Here is a 21,026-nt window from a genome sequence, read left to right as displayed (position 1 = left end):
GCCTCCCCTCAAGGCACGAACGTCGCCCCGCGCGCGGTGCTCACCACCCTCTCCCCGTCGGCCTGCGCCAGCAGCCCGTCGGCGACCCACGCCGCGACCACCGTCCGCACCCGCGCCACCAGCGCCCCCTTCGAGCTGAACGGCGCGCCCGCCCAGACCTCGTCGAGCAGCGTGGTGCCGTCCGGCCGCGCCGGGGCGGCCACCCCCGAGTCGCTGCCGCCGAACACCACCCGGGGCTCCACGCGCCGCACGTACGCGTGTGTGGGGTCCTCGGTCCCCTCGAAGAAGGGCGCGAACTCGACGCCGTCCAGCGTGTGGTGCAGCGGCTTCCCGCTCACCGGGGTGAGGGAGGGCAGCAGATCGCCGGAGAGGGCCGCGTTGCGGTAGAGGCCGAACTCCAGGTACGTCGTCGCGGGGTTCCGGGCGACGAGGTTGACCGGGCCGAGGAACAGGGTCTGCAACGACGGTTCGTCGAGGGCCTTCTCCACCCGCAGACGGAACGGGAAGGACACCCGGACGGTGTCGCCGTCGCGCCATGTCCGGGAGACCGTGAAGTAACTCCCGGGCGTCGCAACGCCGCTGACCCGCCGCCCGTTGACCGTCACCCGGAACCCGGCCGTCGCCCAGGACGGCACGCGCAGCCGCAGCGCGAAGGACGCGGTGCGGCCCCGGACGGTGAGCGTGGTGCCCTGCTCGCGCGGGAAATCGGTGCTCTGGCTGACCGTGACGCCCTTCTCGGCCCAGTCCAGCGTGGACGGGCTGTACAGGTTGACGTAGAGCGCGCCGCCGTCGGCGGCCCGGAAGTACACCGAGTCCTGGTACTTGGTGGCGCTCTCCATGCCGGTGCCCTCGCAGCAGGTGGTGCCCTGCTTGGGCGTGTAGTCGCGCACATGGCCGGGCGTGAGCCCGATGAAGTACGTGACGAGCGGCTTCTCCGCGTCCGGCACGTCCTGCTTGGAGCCGAGCACCTGGTTGAGCAGCGCCCGCTCGTAGTAGTCCATGTACTTGGGGTCCTGCTCGTGGAAGAACAGCGTGCGGCTGAGCTTGAGCAGGTTGTACGCGCAGCACGTCTCGGCGGTCGTGGCGCTGATCGTCCCCGCGATGACGTCCCGCGCCTTCCAGAACTCCAGGGTGCTGGTGCCACCGATGCCGTACATGCGGTGCGGTACGACCATGTCCCAGAAGTTCCTCGCGGCGGTGAGGTAGCGCTCCTCGCCCGTCGCGTCGTACAGCCGGACGTAACCCGTGAAGATCGGGATGTGCTGGTTGGCGTGCAGGCCGTCGAGGACGTCGGTGTTCGCGGCGCACGCGTCGATGAGCCGGTCGAGGTCGAACAGCCGGGCCAGCGCGAGGTGTTCGGGCTTCCCGGTGAGCGTGTGCAGATCGCAGACCGCCTCGACGATCCCGCCGAACTCCCCACTGGAGAACAGCCCCCACATGCGCTGGAGGGTGGCCTCGGGAAGCTTCGACAACCGCGCGTGCATCCAGTCGCACAGGCCCGACGCCAGATCGAGGGCACGGGCGTCGCCGGTGGCGAGGTAGGCGTCCACGAGGCCGCGCAGGATCTTGTGCGCGGTGTAGTACGGCGCCCACACACGCGTGTAGTCGCTGCCCGTCATCGACTCCAGGAGGATGAACTGCGTCTCCGGGTAGGCCGCGAGGAAACCGGGGTGGCTGGGGCCGCCCCAGGTGCGCCGCAGGGTGGCCGTGAGTCCGCGCCCCGAGGAGTCCGCGAAGGTGGAGCCGGAGGTCTCGTCGAAGGCGTACGAGACGAGGTCGCCGGTCGCGCGGACGCTCTGGAGAGCGGTGATCTCGTCGGCGCTCAGCGCCCGTGACCACACGTCGAACCCGCCGAAGGCGCCCGCGAGGACGGGATCGGAGGCGAAATGGGACCGGCCGAGCCAGTGGTGGGCGAGCGCGCCGAGAGCCGCCGGGGTCAGGGACATCGCCGTGTTGCGGGCCACGGCCGCGCCGTCGACGTAGAGCGTGCCGACGCCCGCGCCGATGGTCACCGCGAGGTGGCTCCACCGGTTCAGCGGCAGTGCGGCGGTGCCGTTCAGGCCCTGCTCGGCGCCGGGCCCGCCGGTGGTGATCGCGAACCGCGGGACCCCGCTCGCGTTGCGCGCGGTCAGGTACAGATAGCGGGTGGTGTCGTCGCCGAAGTCGAGGACCCGGGCCCAGTAGGCGTCGTGGCCGGGCTTCACCCACGCGGCCAGCGTGATCTCCGAGGCGTCGCCGAGGACGCCGGCGGGCAGGTCGACGTACCGGTAGGAGCCCCGGACGTGCTCGGCGGCCGTCCCGAACCGTCCCTCCACGCTCAGTACGGCCGGGTCGCGGCGCAGCGCCTCGCGCACCTCGGTGAGCGCGCCGACCATCGTCCGGATCCGGTCCGCGTACACCTGCTCGCCGGTGCCCGCGTAGGCCTGGGCCAGCATCGTCAGGAAGTGCCCGGTGTAGTGGCCGCGCAGGTTCCCGTTGGCCTCGCCGTCGAGCCCCTCCCAGCCGCCGGGCGCGACCGCGCCGAGGGTGGAGAGGCCGGCGTTGGCCCGGAAGACCTGGAGCAGCCGGTTCACGTCGTACCCGCGCGCGTGGTCCAGCATCAGCCGGCGCTTGTCGGCGAGGAGACCGGGGCCGAGGCCGACGGCGTCGAGCGGGAACGGCTGTACGGTCCAGGCGGCCGGGGGCGTGAGCGTCGCCGCGGAGGTCCCGGCCGCTGAAGTCCCTGCCGCGGACTCCGCCGCCGCGGAGGCCGTCGCCGTCCCCCCGCCGGCTGTGGGAACGGCAGCGGCCAGGATCGCGCTCTGGAGAAGGGTCCGTCTGTCGAGAGGCGGTGCCATGTGCTGGTCTCCTCCGGTCACAGTTGTTCGATATCACGGACAGTGTGCGGATGATCGGCCAGACGTTATGAGGGAGCACGGCAGGGCGTCAACGGTGCGCGCGTGACGGCTGCGCGTCAGGGGCGCGTGCTCGCGGCCCGCCCGATCGACTCCACCAGGGGCAGCAGCCGGTACGGCACCCGCTCGCGCAGCGCGACCTCGGAACGGGTGCGCACCACGCCGGGGAGGCTGATCAGCTTCTGGATCACGTCCTCCAGATGGGCGTTGTCGCGGGCCACGACCCGGGTGAGGAGATCCCCGCCGCCGGTGATCGAGAACGCCTCGACGATCTCCGGCACGGCGGCCAGCGCGTCGCCCACGTCGTCGAGGTGGCCCTGCGTGACCTCGATGTGCACGAACGCCAGCACCGGGTGGCCCAGCGCGGCGGGGGAGAGGGAGGGGCCCGTGCCGGTGATCACGCCGTCCCGCTCCAGCCGGTCCAGGCGGGCCTGGAGCGTGCCGCGCGCGACGCCGAGGACGCGGGCGTACTCCCGCACGCTGGTCCGCGGCTGTTCCAGCAGCAGCCGCAGGATGCGGGTGTCCAGCTCGTCCACGGCCATGACGCCCGGCCTCCTCGTGTCGCGGTGGCCCGCCGCGCTCGCGGGACCGCCGCCGACTGTACCAATGGCCCCTTGTGCGGGGGACTCTCCGTACCGGTGGCTCATGGCCCCGTGCCGCCGCGCGCGGGGGCGGGGGAGCGGACCAGGACCAGCGAGCCGTCGGCCTCGCTGTCGTCGGCGGTGATGTGCACGCCGTCACTGACCCGCACCAGGACGTTCCGCAGCCAGGCGCGGTCGTCCCGCGGCGCGGGCTCCAGCCGCAGCCGACGGGCCTTCAGGGGCAGCATGCGCAGACCGGTCAGCCGGCCCGGGTCGGCCGCGTCGGGGCCGCCGGCCGCCAGTGTGACGAGGTACGCGATCCGCAGGTCGTCGCGGTACTCCTCGTAGCCGGAGATGCCCTCGTAGTCGTCGACGAAGTCGCCGCAGCCGTGCAGGACGAGCCGGTCGCGGTAGACCTCGAGACGGCGGGGGTGGTGCGAGGAGTGACCGTGGACGAGGTCCACGCCGCCGTCGACCAGGAGCCGGGCGAACCGGATCTGCTCGCGCGGCACGCGGTACCCCCAGTTGGAACCCCAGTGCACGGACACGACCGCGATGTCGCCCGGCCGCTTGGCCCGCCGCACATGGCGGACCACCGCGGCGGCCGTCTGCGCCGACAGCTCCGGCACGTAGGCGATGCCCGGCGTGCCCGGTGTGGCCGCCCACGAGGGCGGTATCCCGGCGGACGACGAGCCGAGCGCGAACACGAGCACCCGCCCGCCGCTCGGCAGGGGCGTCACCGCCGGGGCGTACGCCTCCTCGGCGCCGCGCCCCGCCCCCGCCGTGCGCAGACCGGCGCGGCGCAGCGAGACGAGCGTCTCCTCCAGGCCCGGACGGCCGAAGTCGAGCACATGGTTGTTGGCCAGAACGCAGACGTCGGGCCGGGCCACGGCGAGCGCGGGGAGGTTGGCCGGGTGCATCCGGTAGTGGACCGCCTTGTCGAGCGCGAACGCGTTGCCGCGCGTCACGGACGTCTCCAGGTTCAGGATCCGCACGTCGGGATCCCGCTCCGCCAGCCACGGCAGGGCTGCGCCCCACGGCCACGCGGGGTCGACGGGGGCGGGCACGGGCCCGTTCACCGCCTCCGCCAGCCGGACGTAGGAGCGGGCGTCCCGTACGAAGTCCTCGCGGAGCTCGGGACTGCCGGGGTGCGGGAGGATCTGGTCGACGCCGCGTCCGAGCATCACGTCACCGCACAGGAACAGCGTCGCCGCGCTGCCGCTCATGCCCCCACGGTAACCCTCGGCGGGCCGGCCCCGCCCGGCCGCACGAAGCCCCGCCCGGCCGCACGGAGCCCCGTCCGCAGCAGATCACACGTCCAGGATCACCGCGCACGACCAGCCGTACGGGTCCGGCCCGATGCGCAGCTCGTGCCATCCGACGGTCCTCGGCACCGGTCCCACGCCCTCCACGTCCGCCAGCGCGGCGACCGCCAGCCGCACGTCCATCCCGTCGTCCGTGGCCTCCGCCTCCACGTCGACCGGCACCTGCCCGCACGCCTCCAGCCGGTGCGCGACCTCGTCCAGCAGCGCGTCCAGCAGATCGTCGTCGCAGCACTCGGCCAGCTGGAACCGGGCGACGGCCGTGGGGCGCACCGCCGTGATGTCGGCGAAGCACTCCACCATTCCCAGCGCCGCCTCCACCAGACAGCGCTCGCGGCTCGTCCCCCAGGCGTCGATGCGGATGTCCGCCTCGTGCGGCACCGCCCGATGCCCGCTCGAACCCAGCCGCCGTTCCTGCCTGTCGTCGTCGGTGTCGCCGACCATGACCACCACCTCGTGGAGAAGCCGCTTCGCCGATACGGGTACCCGGGTCCCGGTGAGCCATCCGAGGAAGAAGGTGAGGGCGACGATCTCCGAACTCATCCGGGTGCCCGTCGCCGGCGGCGCGCTCACGGGCGAACTCGTCGCGCCGACGCCGGCCCGCGCGGTGGTGCTGTTCGCGCACGGCAGCGGCAGCTCGCGGCACAGCCCGCGCAACCGCGCGGTCGCCGCCGAACTGCGCACCGCCGGAGTGGGCACCGTGCTGATCGATCTGCTGACCGACCGGGAGGCCCGCGAGGACCTGTCGACGGGCGTGCACCGGTTCGACATCCCGCTGCTCGGCCGGCGCGTGACCGCCGTCGTCGACTGGCTGGCGGCGCAGCCCGACCTGCGCGACCCGCCGATCGTCCTGTTCGGCGCCAGCACCGGAGCGGCGGCGGCACTCGTGGCCGCCGCGGAGCGACCGGACCGGGTCCTGGCCGTGGTGTCCCGGGGCGGACGGCCCGACCTCGCGCCGGCGGCCCTGGACCGCGTCCGCGCGCCCGTGCTGCTCGTCGTCGGCGGCCGGGACCCCCAGGTGCTCCGGCTCAACCGGGAGGCGGCCCGGCGGCTGCGCGCCCCGCACGCCCTGCACGTGGTGCCGGACGCCACCCATCTGTTCGAGGAGCCCGGCGCGCTGGAGGCGGTCGCCGAGGCGGCGAAGGAGTGGTGCGACGACTGTCTGAGGGCGGTGGGACGGGAGGCGCAGCCGCGCTGACCGGCGTCACCGTCGGCAGGGGGCGGGCCCGAGCGATGTCGCTTCCCGTGAGCCAGGAAGGAGCGCGGCCGTCATGCGCTTCCGTGATCGAGGGCAGGCCGGACGGACACTGGCCGAGCTGCTGAGCGCGCGGCAGGAGCGGGGCGACCTGCCCGACCCCGTCGTCCTCGCCCTCCCGCGCGGCGGCGTCGCCGTGGCGGTGGAGGTTGCCAGGGCGCTCGACGCCCCGCTCGACGTGCTCGTCGTCCGCAAGATCGGCGCGCCGCACCAGCAGGAGTACGGCGTCGGCGCGATCGCGGGCGACGGCGAGCCGCTCTACGACGAGCAGGCCCTCGACCGGCTGGGCCTCAGCGAGAGCCGGCTCGCCCCCGTCGTCGAGCGCGAACGCCGGGAACTCCGACGCCGCGAGCGGCTCTACCGGCAGGGTCGGCCCGCCCCCGACCTGCGCGGACGGACCGCGATCGTCGTCGACGACGGACTGGCGACCGGCGGCACGGCCCGCGCCGCGCTGCGCGCCGTACGGCGTCTGGGGCCCCGGCGGACCGTCCTGGCCGTCCCGGTCGGCTCGCCGGAGGCGGTGAACCTGCTGCGCGCCGAGGCCGACGAACTGATCTGCCCGCACCAGCCGTCGTCCTTCATGGCCGTCGGCCTCTGGTACGAGGACTTCGAGCAGCTCTCGGACGACGACGTGCTGGACGCCCTGCGCACGGCGGCCGAGCGACGCGCGGGCCGGACGTAGGCCGGGCCGGTGGCAGGCGGCAGGCCGGGCCGGCGGCAGACCACGCCCGCGGCAGGTCAGGCCCCGCTGATGTTGACCATCCACGGGACGCCGAAGCGGTCCGTGCACATGCCGAAGACGTCGCCCCACATCTGCTTCTCCAGCGGAACGGCCACGAAGCCGCCCGCCGACAGCTTCTCCCAGTAGCCGCGCAGCTCCGCCTCGTCCTCGCCGCTGAGGCTCACCGAGAAGTTGTTGCCCGGCGCGTGGTCCATCCCGGGAGGGGCGTCGGCGCCCATCAGGGTGAAGCCGCTCGGGGTCTCCAGCATGCCGTGCATGACGTTGTCGGCCGCCGGCGTGTCCGGCTGTCCGAACTCCCCGTAGGTCTTGACGACCAGCGTGCCGCCGAAGACCGCCTGGTAGAACTCCATCGCCTGCCGGGCGTCACCGCCGAAGCTGAGATACGGGTTGAGTCGTGAGCCCATGAGAACCCCCTGGAACGGGCGAAACGGTCGGATGTGCGCAGAGTAACGCGAGCCACTGACAGCGGCCCCTCGTGACCGCGCCCCGCGGCGGCTGGTCCGTTGGCAGCCCCGTGGCGGTCGGACCCGACCGACGGCTGTGCCATTGGCCCAGCCGTGGCGACCTCTGTTGAACCATCCGCCGTCCAGGTGCTCATATGGGTGCGTCGATGGCGCTGCGGACCCCGCGGCGCCTTTTTCGTGCCAGGTGTGTCAGAGGTTCGTGCCAGGTGTGTCAGAGGTTCGTGCCAGGTGTGGCAGAGGGGCGGGAAGCAGTGCTGAAGAGGGTGTTCGTGGCTCCGGACCCGGGGCGGGCGCGACTGCGGTTCGCCGCGCGGGCCGTCCTCGGCATCGGCCTGGCGGTCGTGGTCTGCGGCCTGGCCGGGCACTCCCTGGTCGGCGCGGTCACCGGCGGTCTCGCCGCCCTGCTCGCCCTGTTCACCGTCACCGACGCCACCGTGCGCGCCCAGGCGGTCACCACCGCGCTGCTGCCCGCCGCCGGCCTGCCCGTCCTCGCGGCCGCCGCCGTGCTGCACGACCACCCACACGCGCGTGACCTCGCGTTCCTCGCCGTCATCGGCGTCGGCGTGTACGCCCGCCGCTGGGGGCCGCGCGGACACAGCCTGGGCGTGTTCGCGTTCATGATGTTCTTCGTCGCCCAGTTCCTGCGGGCCACCGTCGACCAGCTGCCCGAGCTGTACGCGTCCGTCGTCCTGTCCGTGCTGACCGCCGCGGCGGTGCGCTTCGGCGCATGGTGCTACGAGCGCCGGCTGCCCCCGGCCCCCGTGCCGGCCCCGCCGGGCGGCCGGGGCCTGGCCCGCGTCACCACGCGCCAGGCGGTCCAGGCCACGGCCGGCGCGGGGTTCGCCCTCGTCGTCGGACAGCTGGTCTCCGGAGAACGCTGGTACTGGGCCGTCGGCGCCACCTGGTGGATCTTCGTCAACACCACCTCGCGGGGCGAGACGCTGGTGCGCGGCTTCCGGCGCGTCCTCGGCACGGTCATCGGCATCGGCCTCGGCCTGCTCGTGGCCGTCCCCGTGAACGGCGCCGGCCTGCCGACGGCCGCACTGGTCGCCGTCTGCGTCTTCGGCATCTTCTATACGGCCGCCGTCTCCTACACCTGGATGATGCTCTGGGTGACCCTGCTCGCCGAGCTGCTCTACGGCCTGCTCGGCGTCCTCAGCCCCGGGCTGCTCGCGCTGCGGCTGGCGGAGACCGGTGTGGGCGCGCTCGGCGCGGTCCTCGCCGTCCTCTTCGTGCTGCCGGTGACCACCCACACCGTCACCGACGAGTGGATCCAGCGCGCGCTGCGCTGCGTGCACGCCTGCACCGCCGAGGCCGCCGCACGTCTCGCGGGCGACGGCACGGCGGACCCGGCCGGACGCGTCGCCGAACTGGAGCAGCTGCTCGGCCGGGTGCGGCTGTCCGTGGCCCCGCTCGTGCACCCGCTCCACCCGATGCTCGGTCGCAAGCGGCGCGCCCGCCGGGTTCTCGCGCTCCTCGACGACTGCGCCCGGGAGATCCGCGGTCTGGTCGCCGTGGCCGCCGACCCGGAGGCCTCCCACGACGCCCGCCTGGCCGCCGCCTGCTGGCGGGTGCAGGACGCGGTGGAAGCGTTGACCGAGCGAGCTCCGGACCGCCCGGCCCCCACCGAGCACCCGCCCCCGGCCACCGAACCTGCCCTGGCCCACCTGCACAGCCTGGAACACGCCCTCGCGCAACTGGCCCACCCGCTGAGGACGCCGCCGGGGTCGCCGCTGGTGGGCGCCTGAGCAGCCTCGGCCGACCCGGCGGGGCGGTTCTCATGAGACGGTCAACTTCTGACTATTTGGTCTAGACCGGTGGTCCTCGGCTGCTACCGTCGCACCGGACGGCGGCGGCGCGAGAGGGGCCAGCGGTGGCAGATGTCGGCGGGCGGCGCAGGCGGGCGTTCATCGGGTCGTTCACGGCGGCCGGCGGGCCGGGCATCGTCGCCGCGGCCGTGGACCCGGCCGACGGCTCGCTGACCGTCCTGGGCGGCGTGAACAGCCTCCCCGACCCCGCCTACCTGGCGCTCTCGCCCGGCGGCGGCACGTTGTACGCGGTGAGCGAGACCGCCGACGGCGCGGTGGCCGCGTTCGGCGTCGCGGGGGATGTGCCCGAGCCGCTCGGACCGCCCGTCCCGGTGGACGCGAGCGGCCCCACGCACCTCACCGTGTTCGACGGCCACGTCCTGACCGCCGACTACGGCTCCGGCAGCGTCACCGCCGTGCCCGTACGGGCCGACGGCAGCCTCGCGCGGGCCGTCTCCGGAGTGCTGCGGCACAGCGGCTCCGGCCCGCACACACGCCGCCGGCGGGGGCCGCACCCCCACCAGGTGCAGCCCGACCCCACCGGCCGCTGGGCGGTCGGCGTCGACCTCGGCACGGACTCCGTGCGCGTGTGCGAGCTGCGCGACGGCGTCCCCGTGCCGCACCGCGAGATCGCCCTGCGCCCCGGTTCCGGCCCGCGCCACCTTGCCTTCCATCCGGGCGGCTCGTACGCGTACGTCGTGAACGAGCTCACGCCGACCGTCACCGTCTGCCGCTGGGACGCCCCGGACGGCTCGCTGGAGCCGTTGGCCGAGGTCGCGCTGCTGCCCGGCGTGCCGGCCGGGGACGCCTACCCGTCGGGCATCGCCGTCGCGTCCGACGGCCGCTTCGTGTGGACCGCGACCCGCGGCGAGGACGTGCTGTCGGTGCTTGCCGTGGGAGGCGGGGGAGAGGAGCTGAGGCTCGTCGGCACGGTGCCCTGCGCGGGGCGCTGGCCACGGGCGCTCGCCGCGTCCGCCGGGTTCCTGTACGTGGCGAACGAGCGCTCCGGCGACGTCACCTGGTTCGCCCTGGACCCGGCCACGGGCCTGCCCACGCGCGCGGGCTCGATCGCGGTCACGGCGGCGTCGTGCGTGGTGATCGAGTGAGGACGTGCGCGGTGATCGAGAAGCGCCGCGGGGCCGACGGCCGGCGCGCGTCCCGCCGGACGGCACGAAGGGCCCGCTCCTCACCGGAGCGGGCCCTTTCGTCGTGCTGAGGGTGCTGAGCGGTCGTACGCGCCCCGTGCGTCGCGCCGCTCGGCGGACCGGGACCGGCTAGCGGACCGGCGCCCCCTGCGGCTGCTGCGGGGCGATGCCCAGGGACGTCGTGTACTTGGCCAGGGCGAGCTTGCCGATGGCCGGGTACGGGCCGAGGGCCTCGGCGGTGGCGCAGCCCGCCTCACGGGCCGCCTCCTCCAGCAGCGTGGCGTCGATCTCCGGGCCGATCAGGTACGGCGCGAGGGCCAGCTGCTGGGAGCCGGAGGAGCGCAGCTGCTCGGCGACGGAGGCGATGGAGCCCTCCTGGTCGAGGGCCGCGGCCATCACCGGCACGGCGAGGCGCGCGGCGAGCAGCATGCCGGTGATCCCGGCGGCCTGCACGGCCTCCTCGCCGCCCACCGAGGCCAGGATGATGCCGTCCGCGGCCGTCGCCACCGTGAACAGGCGGGCGCGGTCCGCGCGGGCCAGGCCCGCCTCGGACAGCCGCACGTGCAGCGCCTCGGCGAGCAGCGGGTGCGGGCCGAGGACGTCGGTCAGCTCGGCGGCGACCCGGCTCTCCATGACGGCCTGACGGACCTGCCGCAGCAGCGAGCCGTCCGGGCCGGCCAGCAGCGGCACCACGACGGCGACGGGGCCTTCGGGCTCCCTGACGTCCATCCCGGCGGCGCGCGCCTGCTCGTAGCGGGAGGTGCGCTCGTCCGCGGCGTACACCAGCACGGACTGGAGGCTGGGGAACTCGTTGTCGCCCCCGTCGAGATACCCGATGCGCGCGTCGAGGCCGGGGAGCTCGGAGCGCGCGATGCTCACGACCTCCTCGGCGAGACCGCGGGTGGCCGCGCTCGGCGTGCCCGGCACCGCGAGAACGAGCGCGGGCGCGCCCTCGGGAGCCGCCAGGGGCTCGGGTCGGCGGTGCCGCCCGGGCTGGCGGGGGCGCGGCATTCGTACAGGCAGGCCGGACGCGGGCCCAGTGGGGGAGCTCATGGCGCCGCATGTTACTGGCTTCTTGGGCTCCCTTGTTCGGGGAGGGTGCAGGTGAGCGGTATCCGTCCTGTTTTGTCTGATGAGTTACGTACGGATCAGAAGTGATCAGCGTGTTTTCCGGGCGACTTGCCCTCGAAGGGGTCAATCCCCCTTTTGCGTCATGACGCGTGGTTCACCACGAACAGCATCGTCTTGTCCCTCGGCAGGGTGAGCGCGTCCGTCGCCAGCGCGGTGGCGATACGGACCGCGCCGTGCAGCGGGTCGCCCTCCGCCGTCACGCGGCGCGCGTGCGGCAGTCTCCGCGCCAGTTCCTCGTCCAGCGGCAGGAGAAGAGGATCGCCCATCCTGAACAGCCCTCCGGTGACGGCGACCTGAGGCGCCCCGGAGGCCGAGGTCTCCGCTTCGGTCGGGCAGACGGCGGCGGCGGAGTCGGCCATGTGCCGGGCCGCCGCCCGCAGGATGCCCGCCGCGACCGGGTCGTCCGGCGCGCACGCGGCCACTCGGGGCGCGAACGACGCGAGGACGGCCGCACGGTCCGCACGCGGGTAGAGCAGCCCCGGCAGGCCGCGCATCGGCCCGAACTGCTCCTCGGCGCACGCCAGAAGCGCCGCGGAGCCCTCGGCGCGGCCGTCGTGGGCGCGCAGCGCGGCTTCCAGGCCCGCCCGGCCGATCCACGCGCCGCCGCCGCAGTCGCCGAGCAGATGGCCCCAGCCGTCGGCCCGCCGCCATGCCGTCGACTCCGTCCCGATCGCGATCAGGCCCGTGCCGCCGGAGATCACGGCGCCCGGCCGCTGTCCGAGGGCGCCGACGTAGGCGGTGACGGCGTCGGCCGCCAGGGCGGTGGTGCGGACGCCGAACTCCCGTGCCAGGGCGGCCGGGAGACCGGCGCGCAGGGCGTCGCCCAGCGTGCTGAATCCCGCGGCCCCGACGACCGCCGTGACCGGCCGCCCGATTCCCGTCTCGGCCGCCAACTCGCTGACCAGTGGCACGAGTTGTTCCATCAGATGCGCGGGGTCGACGCCCTGCGCGCCGGTGCGCACGGGCACCGTGGACGACCTTCGCGCCCACGCCCCGCGTTCCACCGTGCCGAGGGCGACCCGCAGGCCGGAGCCGCCCGAGTCCACGGCGAGGATGCCGTGCTCCACGCTCCCCTCCTTACCCGATGGAGGGGGAAGACTAGCGTCCGAGGGCGGCCGCCGCGGGGAGACTTCCCTGTGGGTGCGGGGTGTCAGTGGGTGCCAGTAGGGTTGCACGCTGTGGCACCACGACCTCTGCATGAACTTGTCGAAGCGGGCTGGGCGAAGGCTCTCGACCCCGCGGCCGAACGTATCGCCGCGATGGGGGACTTCCTGCGGGCCGAGATAGCGGCCGGCCGGACCTACCTTCCGGCGGGGGCGAACGTCCTGCGGGCTTTCCAGCAGCCCTTCGACGACGTCCGCGTCCTGATCGTCGGTCAGGATCCCTACCCCACGCCGGGTATGGCGATCGGGCTCAGTTTCGCGGTGGCGCCCGAGGTGCGTTCGTTGCCGGGCAGCCTGGAGAACATCTTCCGGGAGCTGCACTCCGACCTGGGACTGCCGAGGCCCTCGAACGGCGATCTGACGCCGTGGACGGAGCAGGGGGTGCTGCTGCTCAACAGGGCGCTCACCACGGCCCCCCGCAAGCCGGCGGCGCACCGCGGCAAGGGCTGGGAGGAGGTCACCGAGCAGGCGATCCGGGCGCTGGTGGCCCGCGGCAAGCCGCTGGTGTCGATCCTCTGGGGACGCGACGCGCGTAATCTGCGGCCGCTGCTGGGTGATCTTCCCGCGATCGAGTCGGCACATCCGTCGCCGATGTCGGCGGACCGGGGATTCTTCGGCTCACGCCCGTTCAGCAGGGCGAACGACCTGCTCGTCAAGCAGGGCGCCCAGCCGGTGAACTGGCAGCTGCCGTAGGGGACAGCCGTCGCGGCGGCCGAATCCGTCCCGGCTCGCGGAGCCGGCGGGACTGCCGCGGCTGGCGGGACTGTTGCGGCTGGTACGGCTCGCGGGACTGGCGGGGCTAGCGGGCGAGCGACCCGTTGTGGGCGTCGGCCGCGGAATGCCACGCCCGCACCCCCGCCCGGGACGCCTCCTTGGCCTGCTGCCACTTCGCGGCCGCCTGCTGGGCCGGGGGCACGTCCATGTCGCGGATCATGCGCCGGCCCGCCGTGTACACGGCGTAGGCGCCGATGGCCATGCCGACCCATGCCACCCCGGCGCCGACCGCGGTGAGCACGGCACCGGTCCTGACGAGCCGGGTGTCGATGTCGATCGTCCGAGGGGACTGGTGGTGCGCGTTCATGCCTCCACCATCCAACAGCGGCAGCCGCCCCGCATCCCGGCCGACGGCCCATAGCCCGACCGCGTGACGTGCCCGGCCGGAGTGCGGCCGGGGCGCGCGTCGGTCCGTCCCGTGGCGCGGGGTGCTTTCGTCTGATGGCCGGGTATACGACGGCTCCCGTGTCCGTTCCGGTGGGCGGCGGGTCGGCCGACGGCCGGCCTTCGTCGTGCGCGGTGTCTTCGTCCCGCGCGGCGCCGGTCCCAGAGGGCCTCCGTCCACAGTGCAGAAGGAGGGATCGTGGTGGCAGGAAACGTCGTGTTCGCGCAGCTTCTCTAGGGACAGAAGGCACTGGTGACCGGCGCCGACTCGGGCATCGGCCTGGCGACCGCCATCGCCCTGGGCCGGGCCGGGGCGGACGTCGTGGTGAACTACGTCGCCGGTGCGAACGAGGCGGAGAACGTCGTGAAGGAGATCGAGGGCTTCGGCGTCCGCGCCTACGCCCATGAGGCCGACGTCTCCGACGAGGAGCAGGTCACCGAATGGTCGCGCGGATGGTCGAGGAGTTCGGCACGATCGACATCATGGTGGCCGACGCGGGCCTCCAGCGGGACGCGCCGGTCGCGGAGATGACCCTCGCCCAGTGGCAGAAGGCCATCGACGTCAACCTGACCGGCCAGTTGAACGCCTGTGGGAAGTTGCCCAGTTGCTCCCCGGTCGGGCCACCTCCTCGGCGAAGAGCCCGACATGGTTGGCGTAGGTCTGCATCTTCTCGAAGGTGCAGCGGGCCAGGGGCAGCCGCCCCGCCCGGGCCGGCGCGTCGAGGTAGAGGAAGGTGCACAGGCTGAACGTGCCCTCCGAGCCGCGCAGTCCGTCCGGCGAGGCCGCCGGGTCGTAGCGGTAGACGAGGCTGTCGGAGACGAGCCTGCGGTCCATCGCGTCGAGCGTGGAGAGCTAGGGGCTTTCGTTTGGATCAGCGGGCTGACCACAGGAAGATGCCCGCGATGTGGAGTCCGGCCAGGTAGATCGTGGCTGTCTTCTCGTAGCGGGTGGCGATGCCGCGCCACTGCTTGAGGCGGTTGATGCAACGTTCGACGGTGTTGCGCTGCTTGTAGGCCTCGCGGTCGAACACTGGCGGCCTGCCGCCCCGGCTGCCTCGACGCAGTCGGTGGCCACGCTGATCTGCCGGGACCGGGATCACCGCCCGGATGCCGCGCTTGCGCAGGTGGCTGCGGATCGCGCGGGAGGAATAGGCCTTGTCCGCCAGACCACGTCCGGCCTGGTGCGAGGACGTCCGCGGTGCCGGGGAACGCGCAGGCGGGCCATGACGTCGGTGAAGGCCGGTGCATCACCTGCCTGTCCGGCGGTGAGAACGAACGCGAGAGGCCGGCAGTGGGCATCAGCGGCCAGGTGAATCTTGGTCGTCAGCCCGCCGCGGGACCGGCCGATGGCGTGGTCGCCGGGTTCGCCGGCCGGGGCCCCCTTTTGCGGGCCCCGGCCGCGTGCTGGTGAGCTCGCACGATCGTGGAATCGACGGACACCGCCCAGTCAAGGCCCTCATCGGCGTCGGCCTGTGCCGTCAGCGCGGTGAACACCCGCTCCCAGGTGCCATCGACGGCCCACATCCGCAGCCGGTTACAGACCCCACGCCAGTTTCCGTACCTCTCCGGCAGGTGGACCCACTGCGTTCCGGTCTGGAACTTGAAGGCGATCGCGTCGATCACCCCACGATGATCCCGCCAGCGACCACCCCGCTTTGGCGTCCGGTCCGGGAGCAACGGCTCAATCCGCGCCCACTGCGCATCTGTTAACGGCACACCCGGCCCAACGACCGACTGATCCAAACGAAACTGCCTAAGTCAAATGGGTGTGCCTCCTTTGGAGGGGCGAGCGTACCCAGGGGCGTTCCGCTCTGCCCCGGGCCCGGCGGTCAGCGGTAGTAGGGCTCGACCGCGGCCCGCACCTCGTCGAGCAGCGCGGGGCCGTCCTGCGGCACGGGCGGTCGGCTGCTGCCCGGCCTGATGTCCAGGAGCTGTTCGTTGGACAGGGCGAACACCACTCGCCGCAGCCCTGCCCATTGGATGACGGCCTCGCACATCCCGCACGGCTGGCAGCTGGTGTACATCGTGGTGCCTGCCGCCGTCTGCGCGTCGAGTTCCCTTGCGGCCCACCTTGCCAATTTGAGTTCCGGGTGTGCGGTGACGTCGTTGTCGGTGAGGGTGGTGTTGTGCTCCTCGGCCAGGATCGTCCCGTCCGGTCCTGCCAACAGAGATCCAAAGGGCGGGTTGCCGCTCGCGCGTGCCTTGGCCGCGAGAGAGATGGCCTGCCGGAGGAGGGAGTGGTCGTCGGGTGTGGTCATGACTGCTCCATCGTGGTGCAGGGTGGGGTGCTGGGCGGGAGAAGGTGCGCGGCCACGGTGGCGAGGGCCTGCCAGGCCGCCTGCGGGTGACATGTCGCGTGGGGGTCGCCCGGGTAGGTGTCGAGGACGACGGACTCGGCGCCCAGCAGCCGCAGTTGGTCGAGGTCGTCCATGATCTGGTCGATGGTGCCCTCACCGGCGAGCCGTCCCGCTCCGTCGACCGGTTTCTGGGTGAGACGCAGGGCGATGCGGGGAGCCAGGGCGGGCACGGGCGACTGTTGCTCGTCCGCGTACGTCTTCAGCCTGCCTGCGGCTTCGCGCAGCCACGGCACGGTGGGGCGCAGCGGATGCCATGCGTCTGCGAACCGTACGGCCCGGCGCAGCCCCGCGTCGCTGTTGCCGCCGACCCACACCGGGATCCGGCGGTCTCCGTACGCGGCGGTGTCCTTCCAGGCGGCCCGGATGTCCCGCAGGTGGCCGTCGGTCAGCCGTCCGCGCTGTGCGAACGGGATGCCGAGGGCGGCGAACTCCTGCCGCGCCCAGCCCACTCCCACGCCGAGGACCAGCCGGCCGCCGCTCAGCTCATTCAGATTGGCCGCCATCCGGGCGGTGAGCAGCGGGTGGCGGTAGGGAGCGACGAGGACCGTCGTGCCGAGCTGGATACGGGTGGTGAGGCCGGCCAGCCAGGACAAGGTGGTGAAGGGCTCGTAGAAGGGTGCCGGATAGCGCTCGGCGACATCCGGCGTAATGGCTACGTGGTCCGAGATCATCAGCAGGTCGAAGCCCAGGCCTTCCACGGTCCGGGCCCAGCTCCGCAACACTCCGGGGTCAGTGCCCGGACCGAAATTGGGGACGTTCACTCCGATCTTCACAGGGCAACCCTAGGCAGGGCGCATGGATCACCAGAAGGGATTCCCGCCTGTTCAGAAGCGGTTCAGCCGTGGATCCGCCGGTAGAATGGGCGTATGACCGAGAGTCTCGACGTGACGGACTGGGCGATCCTGAGAGAAGTCCAACGGGACGGCCGGATCCCGTTCACCGAGCTGGCACGGCGGGTGAACCTGAGCGCGTCGGCGACCAAGGAGCGGGTGCGCCGGCTCGAGGAGGCCGAGGTGATCACGGGATACCGCGCGGAGGTGAACCCGGAGCGGACCGGTTACCCGGTGATGGCGGTGGTCCGGCTCAAGTATCCGGGGCCGGGAACCCGGCACCAGCCGCTGCGCCGACTGCTGGAGGAGCGCCCGGAGATCCTGGAGTGCCTGCGCACCACCGGAGACGACTGCTACGTCATGAAGGTGGCGGCCACGTCGATGGCCCACCTGGAGGAGATCGTCGACGAGCTGGCCGAGTTCGGGAGCACCACCACCAACCTCGTCCTCAGCCGGACGCTCCCGTTGCGCGGCCCGGGGGTGCCTCGGGTGAACATCGTCAGGTAGGCGCTGACGTTGCGCGGACGCCACTCCATCGCCGGGGCCCCGCCTGGCGTCCAGCAGCGGCGACCATCAACTGCCCGTCATCCGCTGTCACATGGAGATGGGGCCTAGGTCGGCGGCGGTCTGGGCCAGTGCGTGGAGGGTGGGGCTGTCGTCGGTGGATCGCCACGTGAGGGCGTAGTGGATGGCGGGGGCGTCGTGAACGGGGAGGAAGGCGATGCCGGGGGGACTGTTGTAGCGGGCGGCGATCTCGCCCAGCGGGTGGACGCACTGTCCGGAGGCGACCAGGGAGAGAACCTCGTGGAAAGTACGCGCGGCGGGCCCGCGCGGGATTCGGCGGCCGAGCGGCGTACGCGTGGGGACCATGGCCGCGATCCAGTACTCGGGGGCGGCGGGGCCAAGGTCGACGACATGGTTGTCGCCGAGGTCTTCCAGGGACGCGGTGCCGCGCTCGGCCAGCGGATGGTCGGCCGCCACGGCGAGAACGCGGCCTCCGGTCAGCACGGTCGGGCCGACCGTGAGGTCCGGTTCGGCCACCGGAAGCCAGAGCACGTGCGCGTCGTGCTCTCCGGTGCGCAGCGCGGTGAACGGGTCGCTGCCGTTGATCTCGCCGAACTGGACATCGCTGCCGGGGTGGCGGGAGCGGAAGGCCTCGATGAGGGGGCGCAGTTCGTGGCCGGCATGGCCGAACACACCCAGGCGCAGAGTCTGCCTCGTCCCCGAGCCGGCCGCTTCGGCGCGGGCGAGCCCTTCCCGGAGAAGGTCGACGGCTTGCTGGAGGTCCTCGCGCAGACGCCGGCCGACCGGGGTCAGGGCGACGCGCCGGCTGGTGCGGTCGAACAGGACGACGCCGAGGCGCCGTTCCTGCTTGGCGATGGCCTGACTGACGCGGGCCTGGGACACATGAAGCCGCTCCGCGGTGCGTCCGAAGTGCAGCTCCTCGGCCAAGGTCAGGAAGATCTCGATGTCACGCAGCTCCATGCATAACCCCCACCCATGCATAACCGCCACATTATGAATAGCCCAAGGAACCTTACATTGTTCCGCTGTTCGCCCGCGACGATGCTGGATCCATCACCACCGGACAGGCGGCACCCGCCTGACGCACACATGGATGGGGAGGGAAACCGATGGGCGACATGCGGGCCATCGCCGATCGCGTCGAGATAGAGGCGCTGCGAGCCGAGCTCACGGACGCGGTGATGATGCGTGACTTCGAACGCGCCGTCTCGCTGTTCACGCCCGAGGGCGCCATGCGCTGGCCGCACATCGACAAGGAGTTCGTCGGCCGCGAGGAGATCCGCGCGGGGATCGAGTGGGGCCAGTCGCTCTGGGAGTTCTTCGTGCAGAACGTCCACCCGGGCGTCATCCGGCTGGACGGCGACACTGCGGCCGGCCGGGCGTACATCCAGGAGTTCGGACGGATGCGCGACGGCAGCTCGCACCTGAACTACGCCCTGTACCACGACCGTTACGAGCGAACCGTCGACGGCTGGAAGTTCAGCGAACGCATCTACGAGGTCCGGTACCTGGACTCCACCCCGCTCCGCGGCTCGGCGCCGCAGCGCCTCGGCCTCAGCTGATCCGTCCCGCACGCCGTCACGGTGTGCGAAGTCGACATCTTGCGCGCCAAGTCGACATCTTGCGTGCGCGAATTCCTGAAACGCGAATTCCTGTACAGCGGAGGAAAGAAACCATGACTGAGAACACCGAAGTCGTCGTGATCGGCGGCGGATACGCCGGGGTCATGGCGGCCAACCGGCTGACACAGCGCGACGACGTGACCGTGACGCTGATCAACGCCCGCCCGGACTTCGTCGAGCGGATCCGACTGCACCAGCTGGCGGGCGGAACGCACAAGGCCGTCAACGACTACCGGAAGGTCCTGGGCGAGCGTGTCCGACTGGTGGTCGACACCGTGACCCGGATCGACGCGACGGGGCGCCGGGTGGAGCTGGCGAGCGGCGACACGGCCGGCTACGACTACCTGATCTACGCGGTGGGCAGCGGCAGCGCTGATCCGGGCGTACCCGGAGCCGCCGAGTTCGCCCACCCGATCGCCACGTTCGAGGAGGCGCGGCGCCTGCGGTCGGTCCTCGACGCCGCTCCCGCCACGGCCCCTGTGACGGTGGTCGGAGGCGGTCCGACCGGCATCGAGACCGCCGCCGAACTGGCGGAGGCGGGCCGCACCGTGACCCTGGTCTGCGGCGGGCTGCTCGGCCCCTACCTGCACCCGAACGGCCGCCGCTCGCTCGCCAAGCGGCTGGCCGGCCTCGGGGTGACGGTGTCGCAGGGCCCCGGCACGAAGGTCACGGAGGTGACCGGCGACAGCGTGCGGCTCGGCGACGGCCGTGAGCTGTCGAGCGAGGTCACCATCTGGACCGCCGGGTTCGGCGTGCCGGACCTGGCCGCCCGCAGCGGGCTCAGCACCGACACTCTGGGCCGCCTGCTCACCGACGAGACCCTGACGAGCATCGACGACGAGCGGATCGTCGCCGCCGGTGACTCGGCGGCACCGTCGGACATGCCGTTCCGGATGAGCTGCCAGGCCGCCGGCCCGCTGGGCGCACACGCCGCCGACACGGTGCTCAGCCGCATCACGAGCAAGCGGCCCGCACCGATCGACCTGGGGTTCGCCGGCCAGTGCATCAGCCTGGGGCGCCGTGCGGGGATGTTCCAGTTCGCCCACAAGGACGACACCGCCACGCGGCTCCACCTCGGCGGCCGAACAGGCGCGAAGGTGAAGGAACTCGTGTGCAAGCTCACCGTCAAGCAGCTGGTGAACGAGGCACGCAAGCCCGGCTCCCACACCTGGGCCAAGGGCGAGCAGGGCCGCCGACTGCTGCGGGCCCAGCGCCGCGAGACGGCGGCCACCGCCGAGCAGTCCGCCTGAACCGCGCACCGACAGCCGACGTGGGTCCCGGCACTACGCTGTGTTCTTCGTGCGGCGCGGCGCAAGTTCGATAGCGACGAAGCTGTTGCAGTAGGCGGGTGTTCATCGCTGAAGAGAGAAATGTCGTAGCCAACTCCGTTGGCTGGTAGGTGTGTCGGTACGACCTGGAGTGTCCCCGGCACTTCGGCGCTCGACTGATACGCGCCGGTGGTCAGCCGGTGAAGGACTCGGGGCCGAAACGGCCCCCTGCGATGAAGGCGGCAAGGGCGAGGTAGATCAGGTCGCCGACGATCGTGGCCTTCTCGCCACGGCGCAGACGCATGGTGACCGCGCAGGCGAACAGCAGAACGCGTCCGGTGGCGGCCAGCGGCACCAGCACCGGCGCGATGTCGAGCACCGCGGGCAGCAGCCGCCGCACGGTGTCGGTGGTGGGCCCGGCTTCGAGAACTTCCGTACCCGAGACGAGGCAGCGACTCGGCCTGTGACATCCCGAGTCGGTCAGCGGAGAGACGTGGGCCAACCGCGTCGTGTCACAGGCGCGAGGGCCCTCTCGTCTCGGGGGTGAAGGCATCGACGAACGTGGAGAGCACACGATGGACGCACGAACTACTTCGCCAGCCCGACCGCAGGCAAGGCGCTCAAGTACTTCTTGTCGGTCGGCCGGGAGCCGCAGGTAGTGAAGCAGACCCGTAAAACCCAGTGATCTCCCGACCAGCCTGACAGGGCAGGACCGGAGGTTTCAGTGCCGCATGCCGATGATCCCGGCGCACGGCTCGTCC

General features: G+C 72.6%; 20 protein-coding genes and 3 pseudogenes. 9 read left to right on the top strand and 14 right to left on the bottom strand.

Annotation, left to right across the window (positions count from 1 at the left end; translation table 11 throughout):
- Positions 1-8: 8 nt before the first annotated feature.
- From ACFYX4_RS34760 to ACFYX4_RS34745, 4 genes are all read right to left on the bottom strand, one after another.
- Entirely contained in the window at positions 9-2,837 is a 2,829-nt protein-coding gene (locus ACFYX4_RS34760) for a beta-L-arabinofuranosidase domain-containing protein (protein ID WP_389342074.1), read from the bottom strand.
- Between the two features lie 116 nt (positions 2,838-2,953).
- Positions 2,954-3,436, bottom strand: coding sequence for an Lrp/AsnC family transcriptional regulator (locus tag ACFYX4_RS34755; RefSeq protein ID WP_389342071.1), 483 nt, complete (start codon positions 3,434-3,436; stop codon positions 2,954-2,956).
- Positions 3,437-3,537: 101 nt separating this feature from the next.
- Entirely contained in the window at positions 3,538-4,701 is a 1,164-nt protein-coding gene (locus ACFYX4_RS34750; RefSeq protein WP_389342068.1) for a CapA family protein, read from the bottom strand.
- 84 nt (positions 4,702-4,785) lie between these two features.
- On the bottom strand, positions 4,786-5,241 hold the full coding sequence (locus tag ACFYX4_RS34745; RefSeq protein WP_389342112.1) for an archease: 456 nt from the start codon (positions 5,239-5,241) through the stop codon (positions 4,786-4,788).
- 73 nt (positions 5,242-5,314) lie between these two features.
- Between ACFYX4_RS34745 and ACFYX4_RS34740 the strand changes: the two genes are divergently transcribed.
- On the top strand, positions 5,315-5,995 hold the full coding sequence (locus tag ACFYX4_RS34740; RefSeq protein WP_389342065.1) for a dienelactone hydrolase family protein: 681 nt from the start codon (positions 5,315-5,317) through the stop codon (positions 5,993-5,995).
- Positions 5,996-6,068: 73 nt separating this feature from the next.
- On the top strand, positions 6,069-6,734 hold the full coding sequence (locus ACFYX4_RS34735) for a phosphoribosyltransferase (protein WP_389342062.1): 666 nt from the start codon (positions 6,069-6,071) through the stop codon (positions 6,732-6,734).
- Between the two features lie 56 nt (positions 6,735-6,790).
- On the opposite strand, the gene ACFYX4_RS34730 is transcribed toward ACFYX4_RS34735, so the two are convergent.
- The gene (locus ACFYX4_RS34730) at positions 6,791-7,198 is read right to left on the bottom strand and encodes a VOC family protein (RefSeq protein ID WP_389342059.1); all 408 of its coding nucleotides are present in this window, start codon (positions 7,196-7,198) and stop codon (positions 6,791-6,793) included.
- 311 nt (positions 7,199-7,509) lie between these two features.
- Between ACFYX4_RS34730 and ACFYX4_RS34725 the strand changes: the two genes are divergently transcribed.
- Positions 7,510-9,006 carry an FUSC family protein gene (locus ACFYX4_RS34725; protein WP_389342056.1) on the top strand — a complete coding sequence of 499 codons (1,497 nt, stop codon included), beginning with the start codon at positions 7,510-7,512 and terminating at the stop codon, positions 9,004-9,006.
- Between the two features lie 125 nt (positions 9,007-9,131).
- Entirely contained in the window at positions 9,132-10,172 is a 1,041-nt protein-coding gene (locus ACFYX4_RS34720; protein ID WP_389342053.1) for a lactonase family protein, read from the top strand.
- Positions 10,173-10,340: 168 nt separating this feature from the next.
- On the opposite strand, the gene ACFYX4_RS34715 is transcribed toward ACFYX4_RS34720, so the two are convergent.
- On the bottom strand, positions 10,341-11,264 hold the full coding sequence (locus ACFYX4_RS34715; RefSeq protein ID WP_389342050.1) for a sirohydrochlorin chelatase: 924 nt from the start codon (positions 11,262-11,264) through the stop codon (positions 10,341-10,343).
- A 158-nt stretch (positions 11,265-11,422) separates the two neighbouring features.
- The gene (locus ACFYX4_RS34710) at positions 11,423-12,409 is read right to left on the bottom strand and encodes an N-acetylglucosamine kinase (protein WP_389342047.1); all 987 of its coding nucleotides are present in this window, start codon (positions 12,407-12,409) and stop codon (positions 11,423-11,425) included.
- A gap of 111 nt (positions 12,410-12,520) precedes the next feature.
- Here ACFYX4_RS34710 and ACFYX4_RS34705 point away from each other — a divergent pair, with 111 nt between their 5' ends.
- A complete protein-coding gene (locus ACFYX4_RS34705; protein ID WP_389342044.1) occupies positions 12,521-13,198 on the top strand; it encodes a uracil-DNA glycosylase in 678 nt (225 codons plus the stop codon).
- A gap of 106 nt (positions 13,199-13,304) precedes the next feature.
- Here the strand turns inward: ACFYX4_RS34705 and ACFYX4_RS34700 are convergent, their stop codons facing one another.
- The gene (locus tag ACFYX4_RS34700; protein ID WP_389342041.1) at positions 13,305-13,586 is read right to left on the bottom strand and encodes a hypothetical protein; all 282 of its coding nucleotides are present in this window, start codon (positions 13,584-13,586) and stop codon (positions 13,305-13,307) included.
- A gap of 327 nt (positions 13,587-13,913) precedes the next feature.
- On the opposite strand from ACFYX4_RS34700, the pseudogene ACFYX4_RS34695 reads away from it, so the two are divergent.
- Positions 13,914-14,242 (top strand): annotated as a pseudogene (locus ACFYX4_RS34695) (SDR family NAD(P)-dependent oxidoreductase); the annotation flags it as partial.
- Positions 14,243-14,244: 2 nt separating this feature from the next.
- Here ACFYX4_RS34695 and ACFYX4_RS34690 read toward each other — a convergent pair.
- From ACFYX4_RS34690 to ACFYX4_RS34675, 4 genes and pseudogenes are all read right to left on the bottom strand, one after another.
- A pseudogene (locus ACFYX4_RS34690) lies at positions 14,245-14,516 on the bottom strand (glycoside hydrolase family 15 protein); the annotation flags it as partial.
- A 19-nt stretch (positions 14,517-14,535) separates the two neighbouring features.
- Positions 14,536-15,379 (bottom strand): annotated as a pseudogene (locus tag ACFYX4_RS34685) (IS5 family transposase).
- A gap of 113 nt (positions 15,380-15,492) precedes the next feature.
- On the bottom strand, positions 15,493-15,921 hold the full coding sequence (locus ACFYX4_RS34680; protein WP_389342038.1) for a nucleoside deaminase: 429 nt from the start codon (positions 15,919-15,921) through the stop codon (positions 15,493-15,495).
- On the bottom strand, positions 15,918-16,793 hold the full coding sequence (locus tag ACFYX4_RS34675) for an LLM class flavin-dependent oxidoreductase (protein ID WP_389342035.1): 876 nt from the start codon (positions 16,791-16,793) through the stop codon (positions 15,918-15,920). Before ACFYX4_RS34675 ends, ACFYX4_RS34680 begins: the two co-directional genes overlap by 4 nt.
- Positions 16,794-16,886: 93 nt before the next feature.
- Here ACFYX4_RS34675 and ACFYX4_RS34670 point away from each other — a divergent pair, with 93 nt between their 5' ends.
- Entirely contained in the window at positions 16,887-17,357 is a 471-nt protein-coding gene (locus ACFYX4_RS34670) for an Lrp/AsnC family transcriptional regulator (RefSeq protein WP_389342032.1), read from the top strand.
- A gap of 87 nt (positions 17,358-17,444) precedes the next feature.
- On the opposite strand, the gene ACFYX4_RS34665 is transcribed toward ACFYX4_RS34670, so the two are convergent.
- Positions 17,445-18,335, bottom strand: a complete 891-nt coding sequence (locus tag ACFYX4_RS34665) for a LysR family transcriptional regulator (protein WP_389342029.1) — start codon at positions 18,333-18,335, stop codon at positions 17,445-17,447.
- A 149-nt stretch (positions 18,336-18,484) separates the two neighbouring features.
- Between ACFYX4_RS34665 and ACFYX4_RS34660 the strand changes: the two genes are divergently transcribed.
- Entirely contained in the window at positions 18,485-18,937 is a 453-nt protein-coding gene (locus ACFYX4_RS34660) for a nuclear transport factor 2 family protein (protein WP_389342026.1), read from the top strand.
- A 113-nt stretch (positions 18,938-19,050) separates the two neighbouring features.
- The gene (locus ACFYX4_RS34655) at positions 19,051-20,247 is read left to right on the top strand and encodes an NAD(P)/FAD-dependent oxidoreductase (protein ID WP_389342023.1); all 1,197 of its coding nucleotides are present in this window, start codon (positions 19,051-19,053) and stop codon (positions 20,245-20,247) included.
- A 211-nt stretch (positions 20,248-20,458) separates the two neighbouring features.
- Here ACFYX4_RS34655 and ACFYX4_RS34650 read toward each other — a convergent pair whose 3' ends face one another.
- The gene (locus ACFYX4_RS34650) at positions 20,459-20,665 is read right to left on the bottom strand and encodes a DoxX family protein (protein ID WP_389342020.1); all 207 of its coding nucleotides are present in this window, start codon (positions 20,663-20,665) and stop codon (positions 20,459-20,461) included.
- Between the last annotated feature and the right edge of the window lie 361 nt (positions 20,666-21,026).

It is taken from the genome of Streptomyces sp. NPDC002328, assembly GCF_042890065.1.
In the GTDB taxonomy this organism is placed as follows: Bacteria; Actinomycetota; Actinomycetes; order Streptomycetales; family Streptomycetaceae; genus Streptomyces.
The sequence above is the reverse complement of the archived record's forward strand: the minus strand, read 5'-3'. Positions and strand labels throughout refer to the sequence as shown.

Coding starts and splice junctions, on each gene's coding strand:
- ACFYX4_RS34760 (WP_389342074.1), bottom strand. CDS start 2,837: ATGGCACCGCCTCTCGACAGACGGACCCTTCTCCAGAGCGCGATCCTG.
- ACFYX4_RS34755 (WP_389342071.1), bottom strand. CDS start 3,436: ATGGCCGTGGACGAGCTGGACACCCGCATCCTGCGGCTGCTGCTGGAA.
- ACFYX4_RS34750 (WP_389342068.1), bottom strand. CDS start 4,701: ATGAGCGGCAGCGCGGCGACGCTGTTCCTGTGCGGTGACGTGATGCTC.
- ACFYX4_RS34745 (WP_389342112.1), bottom strand. CDS start 5,241: ATGGTCGGCGACACCGACGACGACAGGCAGGAACGGCGGCTGGGTTCG.
- ACFYX4_RS34735 (WP_389342062.1), top strand. CDS start 6,069: ATGCGCTTCCGTGATCGAGGGCAGGCCGGACGGACACTGGCCGAGCTG.
- ACFYX4_RS34730 (WP_389342059.1), bottom strand. CDS start 7,198: ATGGGCTCACGACTCAACCCGTATCTCAGCTTCGGCGGTGACGCCCGG.
- ACFYX4_RS34715 (WP_389342050.1), bottom strand. CDS start 11,264: ATGAGCTCCCCCACTGGGCCCGCGTCCGGCCTGCCTGTACGAATGCCG.
- ACFYX4_RS34700 (WP_389342041.1), bottom strand. CDS start 13,586: ATGAACGCGCACCACCAGTCCCCTCGGACGATCGACATCGACACCCGG.
- ACFYX4_RS34680 (WP_389342038.1), bottom strand. CDS start 15,921: ATGACCACACCCGACGACCACTCCCTCCTCCGGCAGGCCATCTCTCTC.
- ACFYX4_RS34670 (WP_389342032.1), top strand. CDS start 16,887: ATGACCGAGAGTCTCGACGTGACGGACTGGGCGATCCTGAGAGAAGTC.
- ACFYX4_RS34665 (WP_389342029.1), bottom strand. CDS start 18,335: ATGGAGCTGCGTGACATCGAGATCTTCCTGACCTTGGCCGAGGAGCTG.
- ACFYX4_RS34660 (WP_389342026.1), top strand. CDS start 18,485: ATGGGCGACATGCGGGCCATCGCCGATCGCGTCGAGATAGAGGCGCTG.
- ACFYX4_RS34655 (WP_389342023.1), top strand. CDS start 19,051: ATGACTGAGAACACCGAAGTCGTCGTGATCGGCGGCGGATACGCCGGG.